The sequence below is a fragment of the Moritella dasanensis ArB 0140 genome (genome assembly GCF_000276805.1).
GTDB lineage: Bacteria > Pseudomonadota > Gammaproteobacteria > Enterobacterales > Moritellaceae > Moritella > Moritella dasanensis.
In genome coordinates this window covers 117,992-140,261 of sequence record NZ_AKXQ01000011.1, presented here as the reverse complement: position 1 = coordinate 140,261, position 22,270 = coordinate 117,992, and the positions used below count along the sequence as shown (strand labels likewise).

The window sequence follows — 22,270 nt, the reverse complement described above, 5'->3', positions numbered from 1 at the left end:
AAATAAAAATTTAACAATCAAAGGCGAAACAAAATATGCTATTTTTTAGCATTTATACTATGATGAAACGCGCAATAAAATTAGCTTAGATAATAACAATTAGTATGATTCAGCGCTGTTATAGATAGTTATTTCAACTATAACCCGCCACTATTGTCATTATCTAAAACGACTTTAATTAGCTCACGACCCGATTAAAAACAAAATCACAGGAAATTAATCATGGAGAGCAACGCATTATATTCTCTTATCGAAAAAATTAAATTGTTATTTCCGTCATTAACAAAACGCGTCAATGTGTTGCGTAATACATTTAAATCTCTGCCGCGCCTGCACCGTACATTAGTACCGATATTATCATTGATTGTGATGGTGCTACTAATTATACCAACCACTGATGACAACAGCGTGGACAAGGATGTTAGCAGTGAACGTAAATCAATCGCTCTGACTATCGCACCCACTCATAATGTAGCAAATAAAGCCGGTCAAGAACGTGGCGAAGCAAGCAATACACCACCGCCAGTACAAATTAAAGTACTCGATCCAGAAAATATTGATGGCGAATGGCGTGCGCATGTTATCCGCAAAGGTGACTCTGTTTACCGTATTTTCCGCCAGTATGATATTCCCTCGGCAGTACTACATGCTTTGATCGCAGTACCCACCCCACAGCGATACATAACTCAAGTGCAACCGGGGCAAGTGATGTCATTTTATATCTCGACGGTAGGTAAATTAATAGAACTGAGAATTACAGATACGAATAGCGCACCCGTGCTATTTTCTTTACGTGAAGATGGCAGTTATATCTATCATTAGCAATACGATTAAGCCAAGGGGGACGTTAACGAGTTCAAGCACACACTTGATTTCGTCCGGCTTCTTTGGCTTTATACAATAATTGGTCTGCTGCTTTAATCACCTCTTCAGGGCTGGTCATTGAACTGCGCCCTTCTGCGACACCAATACTGATTGTAACCTGTACGGTTTTTTCAATCTCTTCGATGATATTACTCTCCGCATCAAGATTATCCGCTTGCAGGTCTCGTCGTTCTATAGGCTGACGAATTTGAAAAGGATAACCCGCAATTTGTAGTCGTATATCCTCTAAATAACCAACACAATCTGGTGTAGACTTCCCTTTAAATAAGATGATGAACTCTTCACCACCATAGCGGTACACTTTACCCCTGCCCTTTACCGCGTTTAACTGCGAAGCCACCATTTTCAATACCGTATCGCCAATATCATGACCATAAGTATCATTGAATTTTTTAAAACGATCGATATCCAACATGGCAATACTGTACTTACCACTTAACTGCGTCAAGTCGATATTTAACGCCCGACGCCCTGGAATACCGGTAAGTTCATCAATAAAGGCTTGTTCGTGACTTCGTTTCAATATGCTCAGTAGCAGCACAACCGCACTCATCATGAACATGCTTACCGATATCCATTGTTGCTCAAACTCAACCACGGTTAGTGTGCACGCCAACAACGCACTGAGAAATGCTTGATCGGACGCGACATTCCTAAACAGGATGAGTGTCGCTGCCGTCAGCACTGCACAGATTAACAACGCAAATAATATGCTGGGTAAAACCGATACATCACCAAATACCAAGATCCAAGGTTCCAGCGCAGTCAACAAATTACTAACCAAAGGTAATTGTTCGGGCTGAATAAACCAATAAAACGCAACCGCTTGGCAGATGAAAATAACGTGATAGGAAAGTGCTTTAAAGGAAAACAGTGAACGTTCGGGTAAAAACATGAATAACACTAAATTGGCTGGTAATAACAATACCAAAAAATAGTATTCAAACAAGGTGCTGCCAATCGCCAGCGGGGTTTGTAAGCGCTGTTGAATAACATTATAAGCCACCAGCATCAACAATGCCGCAAAACCACTACGGCCTTGTTTGAAGAAATGACTGAGGATGATAACCAGCAAAAAAAGAATAGTCGGTAATTCAACTAACATGCCCTGCTGCGCTGTTGAAAGCACAGCAAAAAGCCCCGGAAGCAATAGCCCAGCCAACATAATTACAAATGTAAGTAATAACCTAAAATACATTAACTTCACTTAGCGCAGTAGCGCCATATCAGCGCTGCAATTTATATTAACCAGATCCACTTATCGATGAAACCAGTACCAATGTTTCTTAATCCAGTTCAACCTTGTATTCACTCGTTCAAAGTCGTACTAACTCGGTTCTATTTTGGCAATATAGTAATTAACCGAAATAGCGGCTGAGCTTAATCCCATACCAATAGCGGTGATAAACAACAGCATGATCTCGCTGAATACTAATCCCTCTATATCAAACTCAGTATTATATAACTGAGCCAGGTTGACCACGGTATCTTCCATCCAATACACCATAAATACAGTCACTAACCAAGCTAAAATCCCACCAATAGCACCATACCAAAATCCAGTATATAAAAAGGGTCGTTGGACAAATGAATTAGTCGCACCCACTAATTTTAATACTTCAATTTCAGCACGGTTAGATAAAATATTTAAGCGAATGGTATTACCGGTAATTAATAATACCGAACTTAATAATAGAACAGAGACAACTAATACGGCATCACTAAAAATAGAAATAATACCTTCAAGACGCTCTAACCACATGATATCTAGCTTACCTTGTTGGACTTCAGGTTCGCGTTCTAACTTGGCTAACAGCTCTTGCGCGGCAATCGAGCTACGGTAATAAGGTTTAGGCGTAACCACAACAACGGCAGGTAATGGGTTATGATCGAGTAACGTTAACGCCGACACTAATCCAGAAGAACGCTTAAATTCAGCCATGCCCTGTTCTTTAGAAATGTACTCAAAACTATCAACTTCTTTGTAGGTTTTTAAGCGTTGCAATAAGTTTTTATAACGCGATTCCGGTAAATCTTTCTTTAAGAATAAATTAATGTCGGTCGGACTGGTCCATTCTTGGCTTACTGTCTGGCTATTTTTCAATACCACATACAAGGTGCTCGGCAAGGCCAAGCTCACACCTAGTACCAGCATTGTCATCAATGATGCAATCGGCGTGCGCCATACATCGGTTAAGCTCGATATGGCTTGATGAATATGTTGTTGGCCGCGTATTTGAATACGTTTGATAATGGATGCGTCAGCACGCTTGCTTTGCTTGTTCATGTTAAATCCCTTGTAACTCGTCGTTGCACATCTCGCCTTGCTTAATACGCAACGTGCGATAGCGCATTTTAGCAATCAAGCCCAAATCATGAGTGGCAATCAATACCGAGGTACCAGCGCGATTAAACTCTTCAAACAATTTGATGATTTCCATCGATAACTGCGGGTCTAAGTTACCCGTAGGTTCATCCGCCAGTAATAATTTAGGGCGGGAAATAATCGCGCGAGCAATGCCCACACGTTGTTGTTCACCACCAGAAAGCATTGGTGGATAACACTTGGCTTTATTATATAAACCCACTTTATCTAATGCCGCTAACACCCTGTTTTTAACTTGTTTCGCGGTATAACCTTTTATAATCAACGGCAACGCGACATTATCAAAAATAGTACGTTCGACTAACAAGCGATGGTCTTGAAAAATAATACCAATATCACGGCGTAGAAAAGGAATCTCAGTTTTACTGATTTTACTGACATTTTGACCATTAAAAAAAACATCGCCTGCGCTTGGTCTTTCTAACATACTGATTAGTTTTAATAAGGTACTTTTACCGGCGCCAGAGGGGCCCGTTAAAAAAGCCATCTCACCTTTTTCAAGATGAAAGTTAACTTTTTGTAGCGCAGTAAGACTGCCTGGGTAAATTTTAGATACATTATCAAACCGAATCATGATGATCGCGTCCTTGCTGTGTGCTGGTATAAAAATCGAGTTCAGTGAAAATAAATACTCACCGTATTAACGATGAGTATTTAGTGAAATATACTACTGCTGCTGCTGCTGTTATTTTTGTTCGTCGTTACTAAACAAGGCTTCAATAAACTCTTCTGAATTAAAAGTACGTAAATCATCAATACCTTCACCAATACCGATAAAGCGGATTGGGATCTCAAATTTATCTGCCACAGCAAAGATAACACCACCTTTAGCAGTACCATCTAATTTAGTAATAGTAATGCCAGTCAGACCTACCGCTTCTTTAAATAGTTCCGCTTGGCTTAAGGCATTTTGACCGGTACCGGCATCAATCGTTAACATGATCTCGTGCGGCGCAGTTGCATCATGTTTACGCATGACTCGAACCACTTTTTTCAACTCTTCCATCAGGTGCGCTTTATTTTGTAAGCGACCGGCGGTATCAGCAATAAGCACGTCAACATCTTTTGCGGTAGCCGACTGCATGGCATCAAACAGTACCGATGCACTGTCCGCACCAGTGTGCTGTGCAACCACAGGGATACCGTTACGATCGCCCCATACTTGTAATTGCTCAACCGCTGCGGCACGGAATGTATCACCCGCCGCGAGCATCACTGATTTGCCTTCACCTTGGAATTTCTTCGCCATCTTACCGATAGTCGTGGTTTTACCCACACCGTTCACGCCAACCATTAAGATCACGTGGGGTTTGTTGTTACTATCAATCACTAATGGCTGGTCTACCTTATGCAGTAGCTCCGCCATGTCTTTTTTCAAGATGTCGTAAAGCGCTTCAGCATCTTTTAAGTCTTTACGTGATGCTTGTTGCGTTAAATTATCAATAATACGGGTCGTCGTCGCAACGCCCAGATCGGCAATTAATAACTGCTCTTCAAGTTCCTCAAATAGCTCGTCATCGATATGCTTGCCACGGAAAAAGTTTTTGAAACCACTACCAATATTACCCTTGGTACGTGATAAACCACGTTTCAAACGGGTTAAGAATTTATCTTTGTTAACCGGTTCATCTGCAACAGGCTCGTCGCTAATAGCGTCAACAATCGCTGTCGATACCGATTCTTGATTCACACTTTTTGTCGTCACGTCTTCTTCCACAACGTCAGTAACAGCGTCTAATGTTGTCGGCTCAGCTGTAATAACCTCTGGTTCCGCAACAACATTACCGACTTCGCTTGCCGTATTATTATTTTCGAAATCAGTGAAAAGTCGTAAATCTGCAGCGCGACGAATGGCTTTTTCTTCCGCCGTTTCATCATCACTCGATACGAGTAATTCCGGATTAACTTTATCTTCATCCGTGCTGATCGCGTCTTTTTTACCTAAACCAAACCAATTCTTCATGCTTTTTTTTGCCATTTTTAGAAAACCTTACTTTCGCCAGTCTTGAACTGCTACAATGACCCAATATCAATATGGTGATTATATTATCATCTTTCTGTCCAGACAAAGAATTACTATGGCAAAATCTAGCACAAAACAACAAAATCAACGTCCTTCTGGACATATTCGGATCATCAGTGGTCAATGGCGCGGTCGAAAGCTCCCAGTTAAGGATGTGATTGGTCTACGCCCGACAACAGATCGAATAAAAGAAACCGTTTTCAATTGGTTATCGCCTTACGTACATGGCAGTCATTGCTTGGATCTATTTGCTGGTAGTGGCGGCTTAATCTTTGAAGCATTATCACGCTATGCAGACTCTGGCCTATTGTTTGAAAAAGACGCCGGCGCAGCAGCACAATTACAACAAAACATTGAGTTGTTAAAAGCCGATAATGCCCAGTTAGTACGCGGTGATACCCTACAACTATTAACCAAAGTGCCAGCACAAACTTATGATATGGTCTTTATCGATCCTCCTTTCCGTCAAGATTTACTGGAAGATTGCTGTGCCAAGCTGGAACAATACAACTGGTTAAGTGCTGATGCGGTAATTTATATCGAACGTGAAAAAGAACTTAATCAAGTTAAGTTACCCGCTAATTGGCGTATTTTAAAAGACAAACAAGCCGGACAAGTTTGTTTTGAGTTGTACCAACGCCAAGCTACTACAGACACGACGGCTGAATAAGCTCTGCCTACTTTATGCGTGAACGCATATGCCTAAACGAAAAGATCACGCGTAAATTAAAAACTCACGCCTAAACTAAACGAATGCTTAAATCAGTTGAGCATTCGTTATTATGCCTATATGATAAACCTTGTTAGCTGTATACTTTATAGCGAATAACACCTCGAATACCTTCCTCAGCTCGCAATTTAATACCAAACAATTTCAAACATCTATGGTGTTAGTGTTTAGCCTATAATGAGTGCGGCTGTAACCCTACTTTGGAGAATAATAACAATGACGTTAGATACTTGGTTACTTTTTGTTTCGACTATTTTTGTGGTAATTTTAATTCCCGGTCCATTATCAATCTACATGATAACGAACTCGATCTCTTATGGTATCAAACAAACAGCCCCCGCTTTTGCCGGTGGTGTCTTAGCGTCATCATTATATTTAATTGCCTCTGCAACTGGATTAGGCGCACTGATTATCGCATCAGAAAGTTTATTTTCGGTGATCAAAACCCTCGGCGCACTTTACCTGGTGTATTTAGGGATCAGCACATGGCGTAATGCCAGTCGTGGCGGTAGCATTACCATCACCGAAGAAGCGCAAAAGCCAAATAGCAAAGCCATGTTTAGCAAAGCATTTTTATTAGGTGCATCGAATCCAAAAGACATTTTGTTTTTCATCGCGTTTTTGCCACAATTTTTGAATCCACAAGCAGATTTATTCCAGCAATTAGTGGTCATAGTGAGTACTTGGATCGTGGTCGATTTGATTTGTAAGTTACTTTACGGCAGCACTTCGCATGCGATAAAACCAGTATTAACCAGTGCCCGTAACAAGATCCGTTTTGATAAAACAGTTGGTGGGATATTTGTCGCAGCAGGCGCATCGGCCGCATTAATCAAATAGCATTAACTCGTGTGAGGAAATATCAACTCGCGCTTAACTATTTTGTCTAACTATCGCCTAACTAGCGCCTAACTAGCGCTTAAGTAGCGATATTGGCGTGGGGAAATACCCACCAGCTTTTTAAAATAACGTCCCATGTGGCTTTGATTAGCAAAGCCACATTCTAATGCAATTTCCGCCATACTCGCTTGCCCTTTACTGACTCGTAATTTAACCTGCTCAATTCTAATCGCCAATAAATACGCTTGCGGTGTTTGCGCCATGCTCTGTTTGAACATCCGACAAAAATGATACTCACTCAATTGAGCTAGTTCAGCTAATTCAACAAGGTAAACCTGACGATGGAAATTAGCCTGCATGTAATCACATACCAACGCAGCGATCTTGGGTGCTAAGCCACCTTTAACTGGGGACATCAGTTTAGTGATGCCCATATTCTGCAGCATAGAGACTAAGATGGTATTGGTTACTTGTTCCATAGCTAGATGCTCATGACCACTGTGCCAATCGCTGGTTGCCATACAATGTCGAAATAACGCTTCAGTGGCAGCATCGTTGGTGAAGGTCAGTTCCGGCAGTTGTAACATGCGCGGGTCTATATCAAATACCTTCAACGCTAACTGTTTAAGATAATCATCGTTAAAATATAAATGCATGAATTGTTGTGTTTGCCCAAGTTGCCAATGACTCTCAGAACCTTTTGGCATTAAACAAAATTTACCTGGCGCGCCAAATCCCGAGTTGACGTCTGTGCGGTGAGTTTCATAACCACCGGACATATATAAACTCAAGGTATGCTGTTTGTCATTCACATAAAATAAACGGTCATGTTCATTCTGATAATGCGCCCACGACAACGAATCCGTTAATGACGCTTGTCGTAAACAGATCTTACTGGTTGATTGTTCAAAGCTGATTTCACTCGGTTCTATTAAAGACGAAGTTATATCGAGCCCGATATCCATGAGTGGTTTTATTAATGGCATAACAAAATACTACCATTAATGGCAGATTGCTCAACTGATACCGTGATCAGGCTAATCATTAAAGCGCAATATTGTGTTAGTTTTACCGACATCGTGATATCTCCAATCTCACAACTACCCCATAATGTAGCTTAATTGATTACTGTCTTTATTTAGGATCCGCTATGTCAGCAATACTCTACGTTTCAATGATATTTATTTGGGGTTTTTCGTGGATATCAATCAAGTGGCAACACGGTGATGTACCCATGGAAGTATCGATCTTTTACCGCTTTGCCATTGCTGCCATGGTCATGTTTATTGTCGGTAAACTGTGGGGTAAACTACAAACGGTAAAACGCCGAGACCATGCTTTCTTAGCACTGCAAGGTGTGTGTTTATTCTGTTGTAATTTCCTCGCCTTTTACAGCGCGACTTTGTATATCCCCAGCGGTTTAGTGGCGGTATTCATGGCCACGGCACCGGTATTTAATGCCTTTCACAGCAAGCTATTTTACCAGACCGAAACCAACGCCAACTTTTGGTTAGGCGCTATGCTAGGGCTTGCTGGCATTAGCTTGTTGTTTGCTGGAGATTTATTACAAACAAATTGGTCGCAAGATACGTTGTACGGTTTGATGTTCGCGCTAATGGGCACTTGGTGTTTCTCGATAGGTAATATGCTCAGCATACGTAATACTAAAAATAATGTGCAGCCCTTTACTGCCACCAGCTATGCCATGGTATATGGTTGTGTGGCGCTGTTAGTTATTATTCTAGTACGTGGCATTTCGTTTGAGTTCACGCTAACGACGCAATACATCGGTAGCTTGTTGTATCTGGCTATTCCAGCGTCGGTACTTGGTTTTACCTGTTATTTAATTTTAGTTGATCGACTTGGCGCCAGTAATGCAGCCTACATTTTAGTGATCACCCCGATTGTCGCCTTGAGTGTCTCTGCAGTATTTGAGGATTATCATTGGACGATCTATTCAACACTTGGATTGGTATTAGTGATACTCGGTAATGTACTAACTCAGCGTAAAAAAGCATTATTTACCCGTACTAAAAAACAGTTATTACCAACCAGTTAATCAGATTGATTTGCAGACTTCTCTGCTGACATCCCAGATATAAAAATGCCCGTGTAACAATTTGCTACACGGGCATTTTTTATTTTTCAGTCACACCACATATGACCGAGTATTCATTAAAGTAAGCCTGCTGTTGCTAGCAGGGATGCTAGCCCCAAGCCCCCATGGATGGGTTCACGGCGAGCAGAGCGTCTTTAATAAATACGGAGTTAGAAAATATTAATCAGGTGCATAACCTAAGTTAGGCCCTAACCAACGTTCGGTTTCTTCAAGCGTCATATTTTTACGTTCAGCATAGTCTTGCACTTGGTCTTCTTGGATCGATGCAACTGCAAAGTAACGTGATTCTGGATGCGAGAATATCCAACCTGATACTGCGGCACCTGGCCACATCGCATAAGAAGACGTTAACTTCATACCAATACTGTCAGGATCAAGCAATTCCCAAATCGTACCTTTCTCGGTATGTTCCGGACAGGCGGCATAACCCGGCGCCGGACGAATACCTTGGTATTTTTCGCGGACCAGATCGTCGTTACTCCAATCTTCGGTCGGCGTGAAACCCCACTCTTCTTTACGCACTAATTCATGCAGACGTTCAGCCATTGCTTCCGCTAAACGGTCACATACAGATTGCACCAAGATAGCGTTGTAATCATCTTCAATACCTTTGAAGTAATTCGCCATGTCGTCTTCACCGATGCCACCAGTTACCGCAAATGCACCAACATAGTCAAATTTACCCGACTCTTTCGGCGCCACGAAGTCCGCTAAGCAATTATTATACTGCCCAGGTTTCTTCTTAGTTTGCTGACGTAAATGTTCAAGACGCTTGAATACCTGAGTACGGGTTTCATCAGTATAAACTTCAATAGTATCGCTATTCACTGTATTCGCAGGGAATAAACCAATCACACCATTAACACCCACTTCATTCGACTCTTGTAAACGGTCAAGCATCTCGTTGGCATCATTGAACAAACTCTGTGCTTGCTCACCCACGACTTCATCGGTAAGGATACGAGGGTATTTACCCGCCAGCGTCCATGTCATGAAGAATGGTGTCCAATCGATATATTTTCGTAGTTCTGCAATTGAGTAATTAATGTATTTTTGCACACCCAGTGTTTTCGGTACTGGCGGTGTGTAGTTAACCCAATCAATCGGCGCTTTGTTGGCACGCGCTTTTTCTAACGTAACCGGCGCACTACGCGGACGCTTACGAGCATGCTGCTCACGGGCCGTGTCGTATTCTTTGGCCATACGCGCAACCAATTCAGGCTTTTTAGTTTCTGACAATAATGCCGCGACCACACCTACCGCACGTGATGCATTCGCAACATAAATAACGGGTTCGTCATAATTTTGCTCAATCTTAACCGCCGTATGCGCTTTCGATGTTGTCGCACCACCAATCAGAATCGGCAGTTTTAAACCTTTACGTTTACATTCTTTCGCAACATGGACCATTTCATCTAACGATGGCGTGATCAGTCCGGATAAACCAATAATGTCGCAGTTTTCTGCAACCGCTGTTTTGAGAATATCATCGCAAGATACCATCACGCCCATATCAACGATTTCGTAGTTATTACACTGTAAAACCACACCAACGATATTTTTACCAATATCGTGCACATCGCCTTTTACGGTGGCTAATAATACTCTTCCGTTAGTCGACCCTTTTTGTTTTGACGCTTCAATATAGGGGTTTAAATAAGATACCGCTCGTTTCATTACGCGGGCAGATTTAACCACCTGGGGTAAAAACATTTTACCCGCACCAAACAAATCACCCACGGTGTTCATGCCGTCCATTAACGGACCTTCAATCACTTCTAATGGCAGTGTTGCTTGTTGACGCGCTTCTTCAGTATCTTCTTCAATAAACTCGGTAATACCTTTAATCAATGCATGCTCTAAACGCTTATTGACATCAAAACTGCGCCACTCTTGTGTTTCAGCTTCCACTTCAACACCAGAATCGCGGTATTTTTCCGCCAGCGCTAATAAGGCTTCCGTACCTTCAGGTGTCCGATTAAGGACCACATCTTCAACGGCATCCAGCAGTTCTTTCGGCAGATCATCATAAATGGCTAACTGCCCTGCATTCACAATACCCATATCCATACCTTCACGGATACAGTAGTACAAGAACACGGCATGAATAGCTTCACGTAACGGATTATTACCACGGAACGAGAAAGAGACGTTAGAAACACCACCCGAGATCATCGCATGCGGTAACTCACGCTTAATGTCTTTCACTGCTTCAATGAAATCAACAGCATAATTGTTATGTTCGTCGATACCGGTTGCGACAGCAAAGATATTTGGATCGAAGATAATGTCTTCTGGCGGATAATTTAATTCGTGTACCAAGATATCGTAAGAACGCTTACAAATTTGGAATTTACGTTCCTGGGTATCCGCCTGACCTTTTTCATCAAAGGCCATGACGATCATGGCAGCGCCGTAACGACGAATCAATGTCGCTTGGCGACGGAAGTTTTCTTCACCCTCTTTCAACGAAATAGAGTTAACGATCGCTTTACCTTGGACGCATTTCAGACCCGCTTCAAGGATCTCCCATTTCGAGGAGTCGATCATGATCGGCACTTTCGAAATTTCCGGTTCAGAGGCAACCAGGTTTAAGAAACGCTGCATACAATGCAACGAATCCAACATGCCTTCATCCATGTTGATATCGATGATTTGTGCGCCTGACTCTACTTGCTGCTGCGCAACATGCAGTGCCTCATCGTAATTTTCTTCTTTGATAAGACGTTTAAAACGTGCCGAACCAGTAACGTTAGTACGTTCACCGACGTTAACAAACAGACTTTCTTTAGAAATCGTTAATGGCTCTAAACCACTTAAACGACACGCAATTTCGATTTCAGGTAATTGACGTGGTGCAATACCTTCAACGGCATCGGCCATGGCTTTGATGTGTTCTGGCGTCGTACCACAACAACCACCCACCATATTTAAGAAACCAGCTTCAGCCCATTCCTTAATATGCTCAGCCATGTCTTCAGGGCTAAGATCATACTCGCCAAACGCATTTGGTAAACCGGCATTGGGATGCGCTGTCACATAGCTTTCAGAAATGCGTGATAGCTCGCCGACATATTGGCGTAATTCATCAGGTCCTAATGCACAGTTAAGACCAAAGGTGATCGGTTCTGCATGGCGTAATGAATTGTAGAATGCTTCTGTCGTTTGACCCGTTAGTGTACGTCCCGATGCATCGGTGATCGTACCTGAGATCATGATAGGTAATTCGTAACCAAGTTCTTCGTATACCGTCTTAACCGCAAATACCGCGGCTTTAGCATTCAGCGTATCGAAGATCGTTTCGATCAGAATAAAATCTGAGCCGCCTTCGATTAAGGCTTTGGTTGATTCGATATAAGCTTCAACCATCAGATCAAATGAAGTATTACGGAAAGCGGGATCGTTTACATCTGGAGAAATAGAGCAAGTACGGTTTGTTGGTCCAAGTACCCCGGCAACAAAGCGTGGACGGTCTGGATTTTCAGCGGTTTTTGCATCTGCGGCTTGGCGGGCAATACGCGCAGCTTCGCGGTTGATCTCTGCCGATAATGATTCCATATCATAATCAGCCATCGCGATCGTCGTCGCATTGAAAGTATTCGTTTCCAGAATATCAGCGCCGGCGTCGAGGTATTCTTTATGAATATCAGCAATCAACTGCGGCTTACTTAATACCAGTAAGTCATTGTTACCTTTGACGTCACTATGCCAGTTAGCAAAGCGTTCACCACGGTAATCAGCTTCTTCTAATTTATAATCCTGGATCATCGTTCCCATGCCGCCATCGATAAGCATGATACGTTTTTTTAATTGCTGTTCCAGTTGCTGTTTATTTTTTATAGTGGCCACAAGATCCCTCGTTTAATTTACTACAGACCCAATCCTGAGTCTTATTATTTGATACTAATCTCTACGTACTCATATCTACCAACTAAAGGCGTTTATAGACCCTTGTCTTTATAAAGCATTAGTTTATAGATCGTTTAAGTCGTATGGCGTTTGTTGATAAACATAATAGTTTAACCAGTTGCTATAGAGCAGATTACCATGACTACGCCAAGTAACACGAGGGGCATTTTCAGCATCATCACCTTTATAATAATTAGCCGGTACTTCGGCCTCGACGCCATCGGCAATATCACGCATATATTCTTGATGTAGCGTGTCAGCACTGTATTCCGGATGACCGGTGACAAACACCTGACGACAGTCTTTTGAGGCGGCTAAATACACCCCAGTTTCATCATTCGCGGCTAAGACATTGATGTCAGTATCGGCAAACATCTCTACAGAGAAATTCGCATAGCGCGACATCGGCACTGAGAATTCATCATCAAAACCACGTACTAACGGATTATGGCGGTGAAATGTTTGCTGCGGGTATACCCCGGAAAATTTAGTCTCGTGGACTTTTTTATCCACGCCATGCAAGACTTTTAATGCCGCTTGCGCTGCCCAGCAAAGGAATAGCGTTGAAACCACATGGGTTTTAGACCAGTGAATAATCTCTTCGATTTGTGGCCAATACGCTACATCTTCATGGCCGACGAGCCCTAACGGTGCACCGGTAATAATCAAACCATCGTAATTGTTATGACGTATACGTTCGAAGTCGTGATAAAACTCATCAATGTGTTCTTGTGGGGTATTTTTAGAGGCTCGATAATCAATACGTAATAGCTCTACATTTACTTGCAGTGGCGTATTCGATAATAATCGTAAAATTTGGTTTTCAGTCTCAATTTTTTTCGGCATAAGGTTAAGAACAACAACCTGCAGCGGTCTAATTTCTTGCTTGGTTGCACGAGACTCTAGCATCACAAAAATATTTTCATTACCTAATATTTCAGCAGCCGGTAGCCCGTCTTTAATTCTAATTGGCATTATTCCCATCCTTAAGTAATACATTAGCCATCCAGAAGTCTACCCTATTTACATCACCTTTGTAAGTCTTGTCGCTGATTAAAATAGTCCATTACCTTGCTTTACACATTGAAACCAACAAAATGCTGACCGCTGATTCAGTTTCTACTGCCAATCGCTTGTTATTCGGTTGACCATAATGATGTTTATATATAGGATCGCCAACTTGCAAGGAGCGCGACCTATTGTTAATGGATTGAACACTTATTTATTCTAATCTAAAGGTTTGCAAAAATGCTCACTTATATCTATTTAATTGCCATCACCGCCGAAGCTATGTCGGGTGCGTTAATGGCGGGTCGTCGTAATATGGATGTCTTCGGCGTGGTCGTTATCGCCTTTGTTACCGCGCTTGGTGGCGGTACAGTGCGCGACCTATTGCTGGGGAATTTCCCTATCTCTTGGACTCAACATCCTCACTATGTTTATATCACCATATGTGCAGGTTTGTTTACCATCCTAATTGCTAAACACATGAATCATTTACGCCGTTTATTCTTGGTGCTTGATGCGCTTGGTCTAATTGCATTTACCATTATTGGTTGTAATGTGGCGATGAAACTCGGCTACCACCCAACAGTGATAATTATGGCGGGTATGATTACGGGTATTTGTGGCGGGGTATTGCGTGACTTACTCTGTAACCGAACACCTGTGGTATTCAGCAAAGAAATATATGCGGGGATCTCGTTATTGGTTGCCGTGCTTTATTTGAGCTTAGAGCACTTTGGTGTTAACCACAATATCACCCTTATCGTGGCCTTCAGTGTCGGTGTAACCCTGCGTCTATGTGCTATTTATTGGAAATGGTCATTACCAACCTTTAGCTACACTTCGGAAGAATGGGACTAAATAGCACTAGCGCTGACTAATAAAGTGTAACCAGGCTTGGAGTATGATTTCAAAATCCTCCAAGCCGCATACTGCAACCGTTTCTGCATCATAAAAATTCATGTCATCGTCCAACTCTTCACCTGAATCAATTAATTCCGAATTCATACACGCACAAACATCTTCTTGCGTCAGCGTTAATGTCATTTCATCACCAATTAAACGATATTCTTGTTTTTTACGGGCTTTTAATAAATCAATTTCAGCTTGAATCAACGCAATAGTGGCTTTATCCGTGCCTAAAGTGCCTTGGATCCAACTCCCCAGTGCCGTCTGTTCCATTGATATTATGACGCGGTAAGTATCTGTTAGGGTATCTTTACGAAATTCAAAATCCACGGTTATGCCTACTTATTAGTTAAGGGGTCGTCGTTTATTAATAGCTTATAAATCGCTTATTAATAGGGTAATAGCTTGATCGGTTTTCAAGGGAAGGGATTGTAGCAAAAAATAGCGGAAACAAAAACGGCTCCCTATCGAGGGAGCCGTTTCATACACTTATTTTGTTCTATTCGAGTTAGCTAATTAACGATACAGTCGTCACTGCATCATCGATTAATTAAACCGCTTCTTGAACAATCACTTCGTTCGCTTTCTCGATATAAGAAGCGATTTGATCGAAGTTTAGGTAGCGGTATGTATCCGCTGCCGTTGCATCAAGTTCAGATGCCAGTTCCATGTACTCTGCTACCGTTGGGATCTTACCTTTAATCGCTGCGACAGCAGCAACTTCAGCAGAACTCAAGTAAACATTAGCACCAGTACCTAGACGGTTCGGGAAGTTACGTGTTGAAGTAGAAACAACCGTCGTATTATCACCTACACGTGCTTGGTTACCCATACACAGTGAACAACCAGGCATTTCTGTACGAGCGCCCGCTTTACCGAAGATAGAATAATAACCTTCATCACTTAATTGTGCGGCATCCATACGCGTCGGTGGTGTAACCCACATACGTGTTGGTAGCGTACCGTTGAATTTCTCAAGCAGTTTACCTGCAGCACGGAAGTGACCGATGTTAGTCATACATGAACCAACGAATACTTCGTCAATTTTAACACCAGCAACATCAGACAATAATTTCACATCATCTGGGTCATTTGGACATGCAAGGATAGGTTCTTTCACATCAGCAAGATCGATCTCGATGATTTCAGCGTATTCAGCATCAGCATCGGCTTCAAGCAATTGTGGATCAGCAATCCAAGCTTTCATTTCAGCAACACGGCGTGCAATCGTTTTCGGATCGCCATAACCTTCAGCAATCATCCAGTTTAACATCACAATGTTAGACTCTAGATATTCAATGATTGGTGCTTCGCTAAGTTTGATTGAACAACCTGCAGCAGAACGTTCAGCAGATGCATCTGATAATTCAAATGCTTGCTCAACTTTCAATTCAGGTAGACCTTCGATTTCCAGTACACGACCAGAGAATGCATTGATTTTACCTGCTTTCTCAACAGTCAGTAGACCTTTCTGGATAGCGTAGTAAGGGATTGCATTAACAAGGTCACGTAGTGTGATACCTGGTTGTAGTTCACCTTTAAAACGTACCAAAATAGATTCAGGCATATCAAGTGGCATAACACCTGTAGCAGCTGCAAACGCAACCAGACCAGAACCCGCAGGGAAAGAAATACCTAATGGGAAACGTGTATGTGAATCACCACCAGTACCGACAGTATCTGGTAATAACATACGGTTTAACCATGAGTGAATTACACCATCACCTGGACGTAATGAAACACCCGCACGGTTACGGATAAAATCAGGCAATGTATGGTGTGTTTGCACATCAATTGGTTTTGGATATGCAGCTGTATGACAGAAAGACTGCATTACTAAATCTGCAGAGAAACCAAGACAAGCTAGATCTTTAAGTTCATCACGCGTCATTGGACCCGTCGTATCTTGAGAGCCAACCGTTGTCATTTTAGGTTCGCAATATTGGTTAGGACGAACGCCCGTTACACCACATGCTTTACCAACCATTTTCTGTGCTAAAGAATAACCTTTAGTTGATGCTGCAACATCTTGAGGTAGACGGAATACCGTCGAATCTGCAAGACCTAGCGCAGCACGAGCACGCGTCGTTAAACCACGACCGATAATCAGTGGAATACGACCACCAGCACGTACTTCATCAAGCAGTACTTCAGTTTTAATTTTAAATTCAGTGATTGTTGCATTAGTTTCGTTATTTTTAACCACACCCGCATATGGGAAGATATCAATAACGTCACCCGTGTTTATGCTCGTTACATCAAATTCTAATGGTAGTGCACCTGAATCTTCCATTGTATTGAAGAAGATTGGCGCGATTTTAGAACCGATACAAATACCACCACCACGTTTGTTAGGTACAAACGGGATATCATCACCCATGCACCATAACACAGAGTTAGTTGCTGATTTACGTGAAGAACCCGTACCAACAACATCACCAACGTAAGCAACTTGATGACCTTTTGATTTTAGATCTTCAATCGCTTGTAGTGGCGTAGCAGAAACACCTTCACGCTCATTTTTAAGCATTGCAAGTGCATGTAATGGAATATCAGGACGAGACCATGCATCTGGTGCCGGTGATAAATCATCGGTATTCGTTTCGCCAGGTACTTTAAATACTGTTACTGTAATTTTTTCAGCAACTTCAGGTTTCGTTAAGAACCATTCAGCATCAGCCCAAGATTGCATAACTTGTTGTGCAAATTTATTACCTGCTTTGGCTTTTTCTTCAACAGTATAAAAAGCATCAAACATTAATAATGTATGTGATAAGCCTTTAGCAGCGATAGGGGCAAGCGCATCAACATCCAGTAATTCAACCAGTGTTTCGATGTTGTAACCACCTTGCATTGTGCCAAGTAGTTCAGTCGCACGTTCTGCAGATAAGATCGGTGATGTCGCATCGCCTTTAACAATCGCCGTTAAAAAGCCAGCTTTTACATAAGCAGCTTCATCCACACCTGGTGGCACACGATTCGTTAAAAGATCTAAAATAAATTCTTCTTCGCCAGCGATTGGTGCTTTAACCAATTCAACTAGACCAGCAACTTGTTCAGCATCAAGAGGTTTAGGTACAACCCCATCAGCGGCACGTTCTTCGACATGTTTACGATAAGCTTCTAACACGACTCATTCCTCTTAGTTTATGCCACTCATGGTGGACATCCTTGTTATATGTAACCCTAACTTATTAATTTCTTATGTGAATTCAACGGTTATTTATGTGAACTCAGCAATAATAACGTTAGGACCTCTTGCAGAGTGTTCACAAATATAACATTTTTAACTTAAAATTAAAATTAAAGCAGCATGTGCATCAGGACTTTTACATAAATACTCAACATTCATCAAACTTATGATAGAAAAATCATAACTAATTTACGTGAATGTTTATCACGCTATATCTAGAAATTATTACCAATAAAGAGATAACCAGAAGCATGGCCACCTTCAGCATAACCGTAAGACAACATCACCGGACCAATACCGGTATCTAGCGCGACAAATACACTACCCGCTGTAATAGTTGAATCAAAACTGATGTCATCGGTCTCGTTCCAGACATTACCTTGTTCGATTGAAGCCCCCAGATAAAGTGGTAATGAGAATGCGCCAAAATTGTTATCCAATAAACGATGACGATAGATTAATGCCACCAGTCCTTTATGATTACCGGTGAGTTCGTTAATACCATAACCCGACAAATTCTGAAAACCACCAATACCGACTTCGAACGTCGGTGAAATAGGCGGTCCATCATAACTGGCCACCGATGCCTTAAACTCCAACGTAGACCGATCTAATGACACCGCATTACGCCAGTCTAAGCTGAAGAAGATATTATTTTCGTTACTATTTAAATAATCACCAGTATCAATGTAAACATCGGCATCTAATTTGAAACCTTTGGTTGGGAAGGAAATATTATCAAACGAATCTAAACGGGTTTTTACATACCAGCCTTGGCTATCAAAATCGCTATCGATAGTAGTGCCAATAATTTCCGCTGTACCGGACTGATAATAGCTACCTACCGCAATCTGTATCCACTCAAACGGGATAACACCTAACTCAGCATAAACACCTATTTGATCGGTTTTAACTGGAAAGTATTCAAAAGTAGAAGTAATTGGCGCCACTCCGGGATCATTAAACGAGCCTAAATAGAGCTTACTTTCATAGTTTTCTAAACGCACACCGGTTTTAAAGAAAAAGTACTGATTATAATCAATTGGCGAATAAAATTCAGTACTGATGTTGGAATCCGATCCATACACTAACTCAGTGCGCCATTCCCCACCCAGTCGATTCAAATCACTCAAGATATATTGCAAACCGATTTGTTGACTATCATCACTGGTGGTTGATTGTTGAATGTTGAATTTAAAATCCACATAACCCGGCCCCCAGCTTTTCTCTACCACATTAACCTGTAAGTCATGCTCACCATTTTTTTCTGTAATACTGTAGTCTATTTTTTGAAACAGGTTTAATGCATAAAGTGCATCAATTTTCTGCTCTAATTCTGCCACCGAGATCTTATCGCCATTTGTTATATTTAATTTATTTTCGATCACTCTTGGGCTTAAACGGGTGTCGGTATTAATATTAATACTGTTGATATCAATGACGTCTATTTGTGCCATTTGCTGTTTTTTAACTGCTTTTTGCTGTTGGTATACAGCATAGTCTGCATCTGATAGTGATAATGCGGTTAATTTAGCACTGGCATAACTTGCCGCTTTCTCGCCCCTTACCACAGCATCTGGCATCAAATCAAAATCTGCAGTGCCAATACCATCGATTTCAGGACTCAGTAAAATGTCGCGTTCGCTTAACTTTAAGATCTGCTCGTTGGCACTGGTACGCGTCATTGAGCTCGACAGTTGATCAAAAATAAGGAAAGCACTGGTGATCTCTTCTTGGCTATAAAGTTGTGAGCCAATATCAACCGCGATAATGATATCCGCGCCCATCTCTTGCAAGACACCAATCGGTAAATTATTCACCATGCCACCGTCAACAAGATGCTGGCCATCAATTAATACTGGCGTCAACGCACCTGGGATAGACATACTCGCCTGCATGACTTTCGATAAATCGCCACGCTCTAATACCACTTCGCGCATGGTTTCAACATTGGTAGCAATGGCACGATAAGGAATTGGCAGTAAATCGAAATGACTTACATAGGGTAAGCTGTTGGTAGATAATCGTAATAATTTCGCCATGCCTTGGCCTTGGACAAAACCAGACGGGAATTCAATACTGCTGCCATCGAAACCGATGTCGGTTTGAATTTGAAATAAATCCTGACGCTGCTTTTCACGTATCGACAGCTTATCGCGTGGCACGTCATCGTTATAACCTTGGCTCCAATCGTACTCCGCTAATATCAGCTCTATTTCTGCCGTTGATCGTCCCATGGCATACATACCACCGATAAATGAACCCATGCTGGTACCGGAGACATAATCGACCGGAATATTGTGTTTTTCTAAATACTTAATCACCCCTAAATGCGCAGCACCTTTGGCACCACCGCCACTTAAGGCCAGGCCAATTTTTGGACGTGTTTTTTCACTAATAGGAGTTGGAGTCGAAATACCATCTGCGGCTGTCGCAGTGCTTATATTAAGGCTAATAAAAGCGAGAAGTAACCCGTTCATCATTGTAAATGAAGAACCAAAAATCCGTTTAATCTGAGACATAGTTTAATGACGATCCTAAAAATTAATCCATCCCATCCACTGGGAACAACATGTTATATTCAATAAAATGTATATCTATACCTAACTATACTAGCAACTTCTGTTTTAAAATGCCTAATACCAATTACATAAAATAACCGAACACGCATTTTGTTGGCAAGGATAGGAATAACAGGCATAAAAAAAGCGACCCTAAGGTCGCTTTCTACATTAACGATTAATCGCTAAATTATTTTCTTTTTACAGCTTTTGCATTAGGAAGATCTGTAATAGAACCTTCATAAATTTCTGCAGCCATACCAACTGATTCGTGTAACGTTGGGTGAGCATGAATTGTTAATGCGATATCTTCTGCATCACAACCCATTTCAATTGCTAGACAAACTTCACCTAGTAATTCACCAGCGTTAGTACCAACCATAGCACCACCGATAATACGGTTAGTGTCTTTGTTGAATAATAACTTAGTCATACCGTTAGATGCGTCAGAAGCGATCGCACGACCTGATGCAGCCCAAGGGAATACAGCAGCTTCGTAGTTTACGCCTTGCTCTTTCGCTTCTTTCTCAGTTAGACCTGCCCACGCCATTTCTGGCTCAGTGTAAGCAATTGATGGAATAACTTTAGGATCGAAGAAGTGTTTCTTGCCAGCAATGTTTTCTGCAGCAACGTGACCTTCATGCACACCTTTATGCGCCAACATAGGTTGACCAACGATATCGCCGATAGCATAGATGTGTGGAACGTTCGTGCTCATGGTTTTATCTGTTTCGATAAAGCCACGTTCAGTTACATTAATACCTGCTTTCTCAGCATTTAAGCCAAGACCGTTTGGTACACGACCAACAGCAACAAGTACTGCGTCGTAACGAACTGCTTCAGTTGGCGCTTTTTTGCCTTCAAAAGTAACGTATAAACCGTCTTCTTTTGCTTCAACCGCTGTTACTTTCGTGCTTAGCATTACGTTAAATTTGTTTTTAACTGCTTTAGCATAAATTTTAACGATGTCTTTATCCGCTGCAGGTACTAATTGATCTGCAAACTCAACAACGTCAATATCAGAACCAAGAGATGCGTAAACTGTACCCATTTCTAGACCGATAATACCACCACCTAGAACCAGTAATTTACCTGGAACTTCTTTAAGTGCTAGTGCATCCGTTGAATCCCAAACACGTGGATCTTCATGCGGAATGAACGGTAGTTTAACTGGGCGTGAACCCGCAGCAATGATTGCGTTATCGAATGTAACAGTTGTAACGTTACCGTCACGGTCTGTTGCTTCGATTGTGTTAGCGCCAGTAAACTGAGCTAAACCTTCAACCACTTTAACTTTACGCATCTTAGCCATTCCGCTAAGACCACCAGTTAATTGATTAACAACTTTTTCTTTCCATGAACGAACTTTAGTGATGTCCGTTTGTGGTGCGCCGAATACAATACCGTGTTCAGATAATGATTTTGCTTCTTCGATAACTTTAGCTACGTGTAGTAAAGCTTTTGAAGGGATGCAACCAACGTTAAGACAAACACCACCTAGGGTGTTGTAACGTTCGATGATTACAGTTTCTAAACCTAAATCTGCAGCACGGAATGCAGCAGAGTAGCCCGCAGGACCAGCGCCAAGTACTACTACTTGTGCTTTAACTTCATTACTCATTATGACCTCGTTGTCATTTAATTATCTGGAATGGCGGTAACCTCACTCAGAGGCACAATTTAAAGCTTCTGAGTAATGATGTTCGAATC

Annotated in this window: 16 protein-coding genes; 5 read left to right on the top strand and 11 right to left on the bottom strand. The window is 41.8% G+C overall.

Annotated elements, in window-relative coordinates; genetic code table 11:
- Positions 1 to 222: 222 nt before the first annotated feature.
- Entirely contained in the window at positions 223 to 822 is a 600-nt protein-coding gene (locus tag A923_RS0111175; RefSeq protein WP_017221773.1) for a LysM-like peptidoglycan-binding domain-containing protein, read from the top strand.
- Positions 823 to 856: 34 nt separating this feature from the next.
- On the opposite strand, the gene A923_RS0111170 is transcribed toward A923_RS0111175, so the two are convergent.
- From A923_RS0111170 to ftsY, 4 genes are all read right to left on the bottom strand, one after another.
- Complete coding sequence (locus tag A923_RS0111170) at positions 857 to 2,014, bottom strand: GGDEF domain-containing protein (protein ID WP_237716209.1); 1,158 nt, start codon at positions 2,012 to 2,014, stop codon at positions 857 to 859.
- 198 nt (positions 2,015 to 2,212) lie between these two features.
- Entirely contained in the window at positions 2,213 to 3,172 is a 960-nt protein-coding gene (ftsX, locus tag A923_RS0111165; RefSeq protein ID WP_017221771.1) for a permease-like cell division protein FtsX, read from the bottom strand.
- A 1-nt stretch (position 3,173) separates the two neighbouring features.
- Positions 3,174 to 3,845 carry a cell division ATP-binding protein FtsE gene (gene ftsE, locus A923_RS0111160; RefSeq protein WP_017221770.1) on the bottom strand — a complete coding sequence of 224 codons (672 nt, stop codon included), beginning with the start codon at positions 3,843 to 3,845 and terminating at the stop codon, positions 3,174 to 3,176.
- Between the two features lie 111 nt (positions 3,846 to 3,956).
- Complete coding sequence (gene ftsY, locus A923_RS0111155; protein WP_017221769.1) at positions 3,957 to 5,249, bottom strand: signal recognition particle-docking protein FtsY; 1,293 nt, start codon at positions 5,247 to 5,249, stop codon at positions 3,957 to 3,959.
- Positions 5,250 to 5,349: 100 nt separating this feature from the next.
- Between ftsY and rsmD the strand changes: the two genes are divergently transcribed.
- Positions 5,350 to 5,964, top strand: a complete 615-nt coding sequence (gene rsmD / locus A923_RS0111150; protein ID WP_017221768.1) for a 16S rRNA (guanine(966)-N(2))-methyltransferase RsmD — start codon at positions 5,350 to 5,352, stop codon at positions 5,962 to 5,964.
- A 276-nt stretch (positions 5,965 to 6,240) separates the two neighbouring features.
- A complete protein-coding gene (locus tag A923_RS0111145; RefSeq protein WP_017221767.1) occupies positions 6,241 to 6,864 on the top strand; it encodes a LysE family translocator in 624 nt (207 codons plus the stop codon).
- Positions 6,865 to 6,932: 68 nt separating this feature from the next.
- Here the strand turns inward: A923_RS0111145 and A923_RS0111140 are convergent, their stop codons facing one another.
- Positions 6,933 to 7,850, bottom strand: coding sequence for a helix-turn-helix domain-containing protein (locus A923_RS0111140; protein WP_017221766.1), 918 nt, complete (start codon positions 7,848 to 7,850; stop codon positions 6,933 to 6,935).
- Positions 7,851 to 8,014: 164 nt separating this feature from the next.
- Here A923_RS0111140 and A923_RS0111130 point away from each other — a divergent pair, with 164 nt between their 5' ends.
- On the top strand, positions 8,015 to 8,923 hold the full coding sequence (locus A923_RS0111130; RefSeq protein ID WP_017221764.1) for a DMT family transporter: 909 nt from the start codon (positions 8,015 to 8,017) through the stop codon (positions 8,921 to 8,923).
- 219 nt (positions 8,924 to 9,142) lie between these two features.
- On the opposite strand, the gene metH is transcribed toward A923_RS0111130, so the two are convergent.
- Together metH and metA are read right to left on the bottom strand one after the other, a co-directional pair.
- Entirely contained in the window at positions 9,143 to 12,832 is a 3,690-nt protein-coding gene (metH, locus tag A923_RS0111125; protein ID WP_017221763.1) for a methionine synthase, read from the bottom strand.
- A 123-nt stretch (positions 12,833 to 12,955) separates the two neighbouring features.
- Positions 12,956 to 13,867, bottom strand: a complete 912-nt coding sequence (metA, locus tag A923_RS0111120) for a homoserine O-acetyltransferase MetA (protein WP_017221762.1) — start codon at positions 13,865 to 13,867, stop codon at positions 12,956 to 12,958.
- Between the two features lie 273 nt (positions 13,868 to 14,140).
- On the opposite strand from metA, the gene A923_RS0111115 reads away from it, so the two are divergent.
- Positions 14,141 to 14,758: a trimeric intracellular cation channel family protein gene (locus A923_RS0111115; RefSeq protein WP_017221761.1), complete on the top strand. Its 618-nt coding sequence runs from the start codon at positions 14,141 to 14,143 to the stop codon at positions 14,756 to 14,758.
- 6 nt (positions 14,759 to 14,764) lie between these two features.
- On the opposite strand, the gene A923_RS0111110 is transcribed toward A923_RS0111115, so the two are convergent.
- The 4 genes from A923_RS0111110 to lpdA all read right to left on the bottom strand — a co-directional run bounded on the left by A923_RS0111110 (position 14,765) and on the right by lpdA (position 22,181).
- Complete coding sequence (locus A923_RS0111110; protein ID WP_017221760.1) at positions 14,765 to 15,136, bottom strand: YacL family protein; 372 nt, start codon at positions 15,134 to 15,136, stop codon at positions 14,765 to 14,767.
- Positions 15,137 to 15,356: 220 nt separating this feature from the next.
- Positions 15,357 to 17,936, bottom strand: coding sequence for a bifunctional aconitate hydratase 2/2-methylisocitrate dehydratase (acnB, locus tag A923_RS0111105; protein ID WP_017221759.1), 2,580 nt, complete (start codon positions 17,934 to 17,936; stop codon positions 15,357 to 15,359).
- Positions 17,937 to 18,214: 278 nt separating this feature from the next.
- Positions 18,215 to 20,521, bottom strand: a complete 2,307-nt coding sequence (locus A923_RS0111100; RefSeq protein ID WP_017221758.1) for a patatin-like phospholipase family protein — start codon at positions 20,519 to 20,521, stop codon at positions 18,215 to 18,217.
- Positions 20,522 to 20,750: 229 nt separating this feature from the next.
- Entirely contained in the window at positions 20,751 to 22,181 is a 1,431-nt protein-coding gene (lpdA, locus tag A923_RS0111095) for a dihydrolipoyl dehydrogenase (RefSeq protein WP_017221757.1), read from the bottom strand.
- Positions 22,182 to 22,270: the final 89 nt, after the last annotated feature.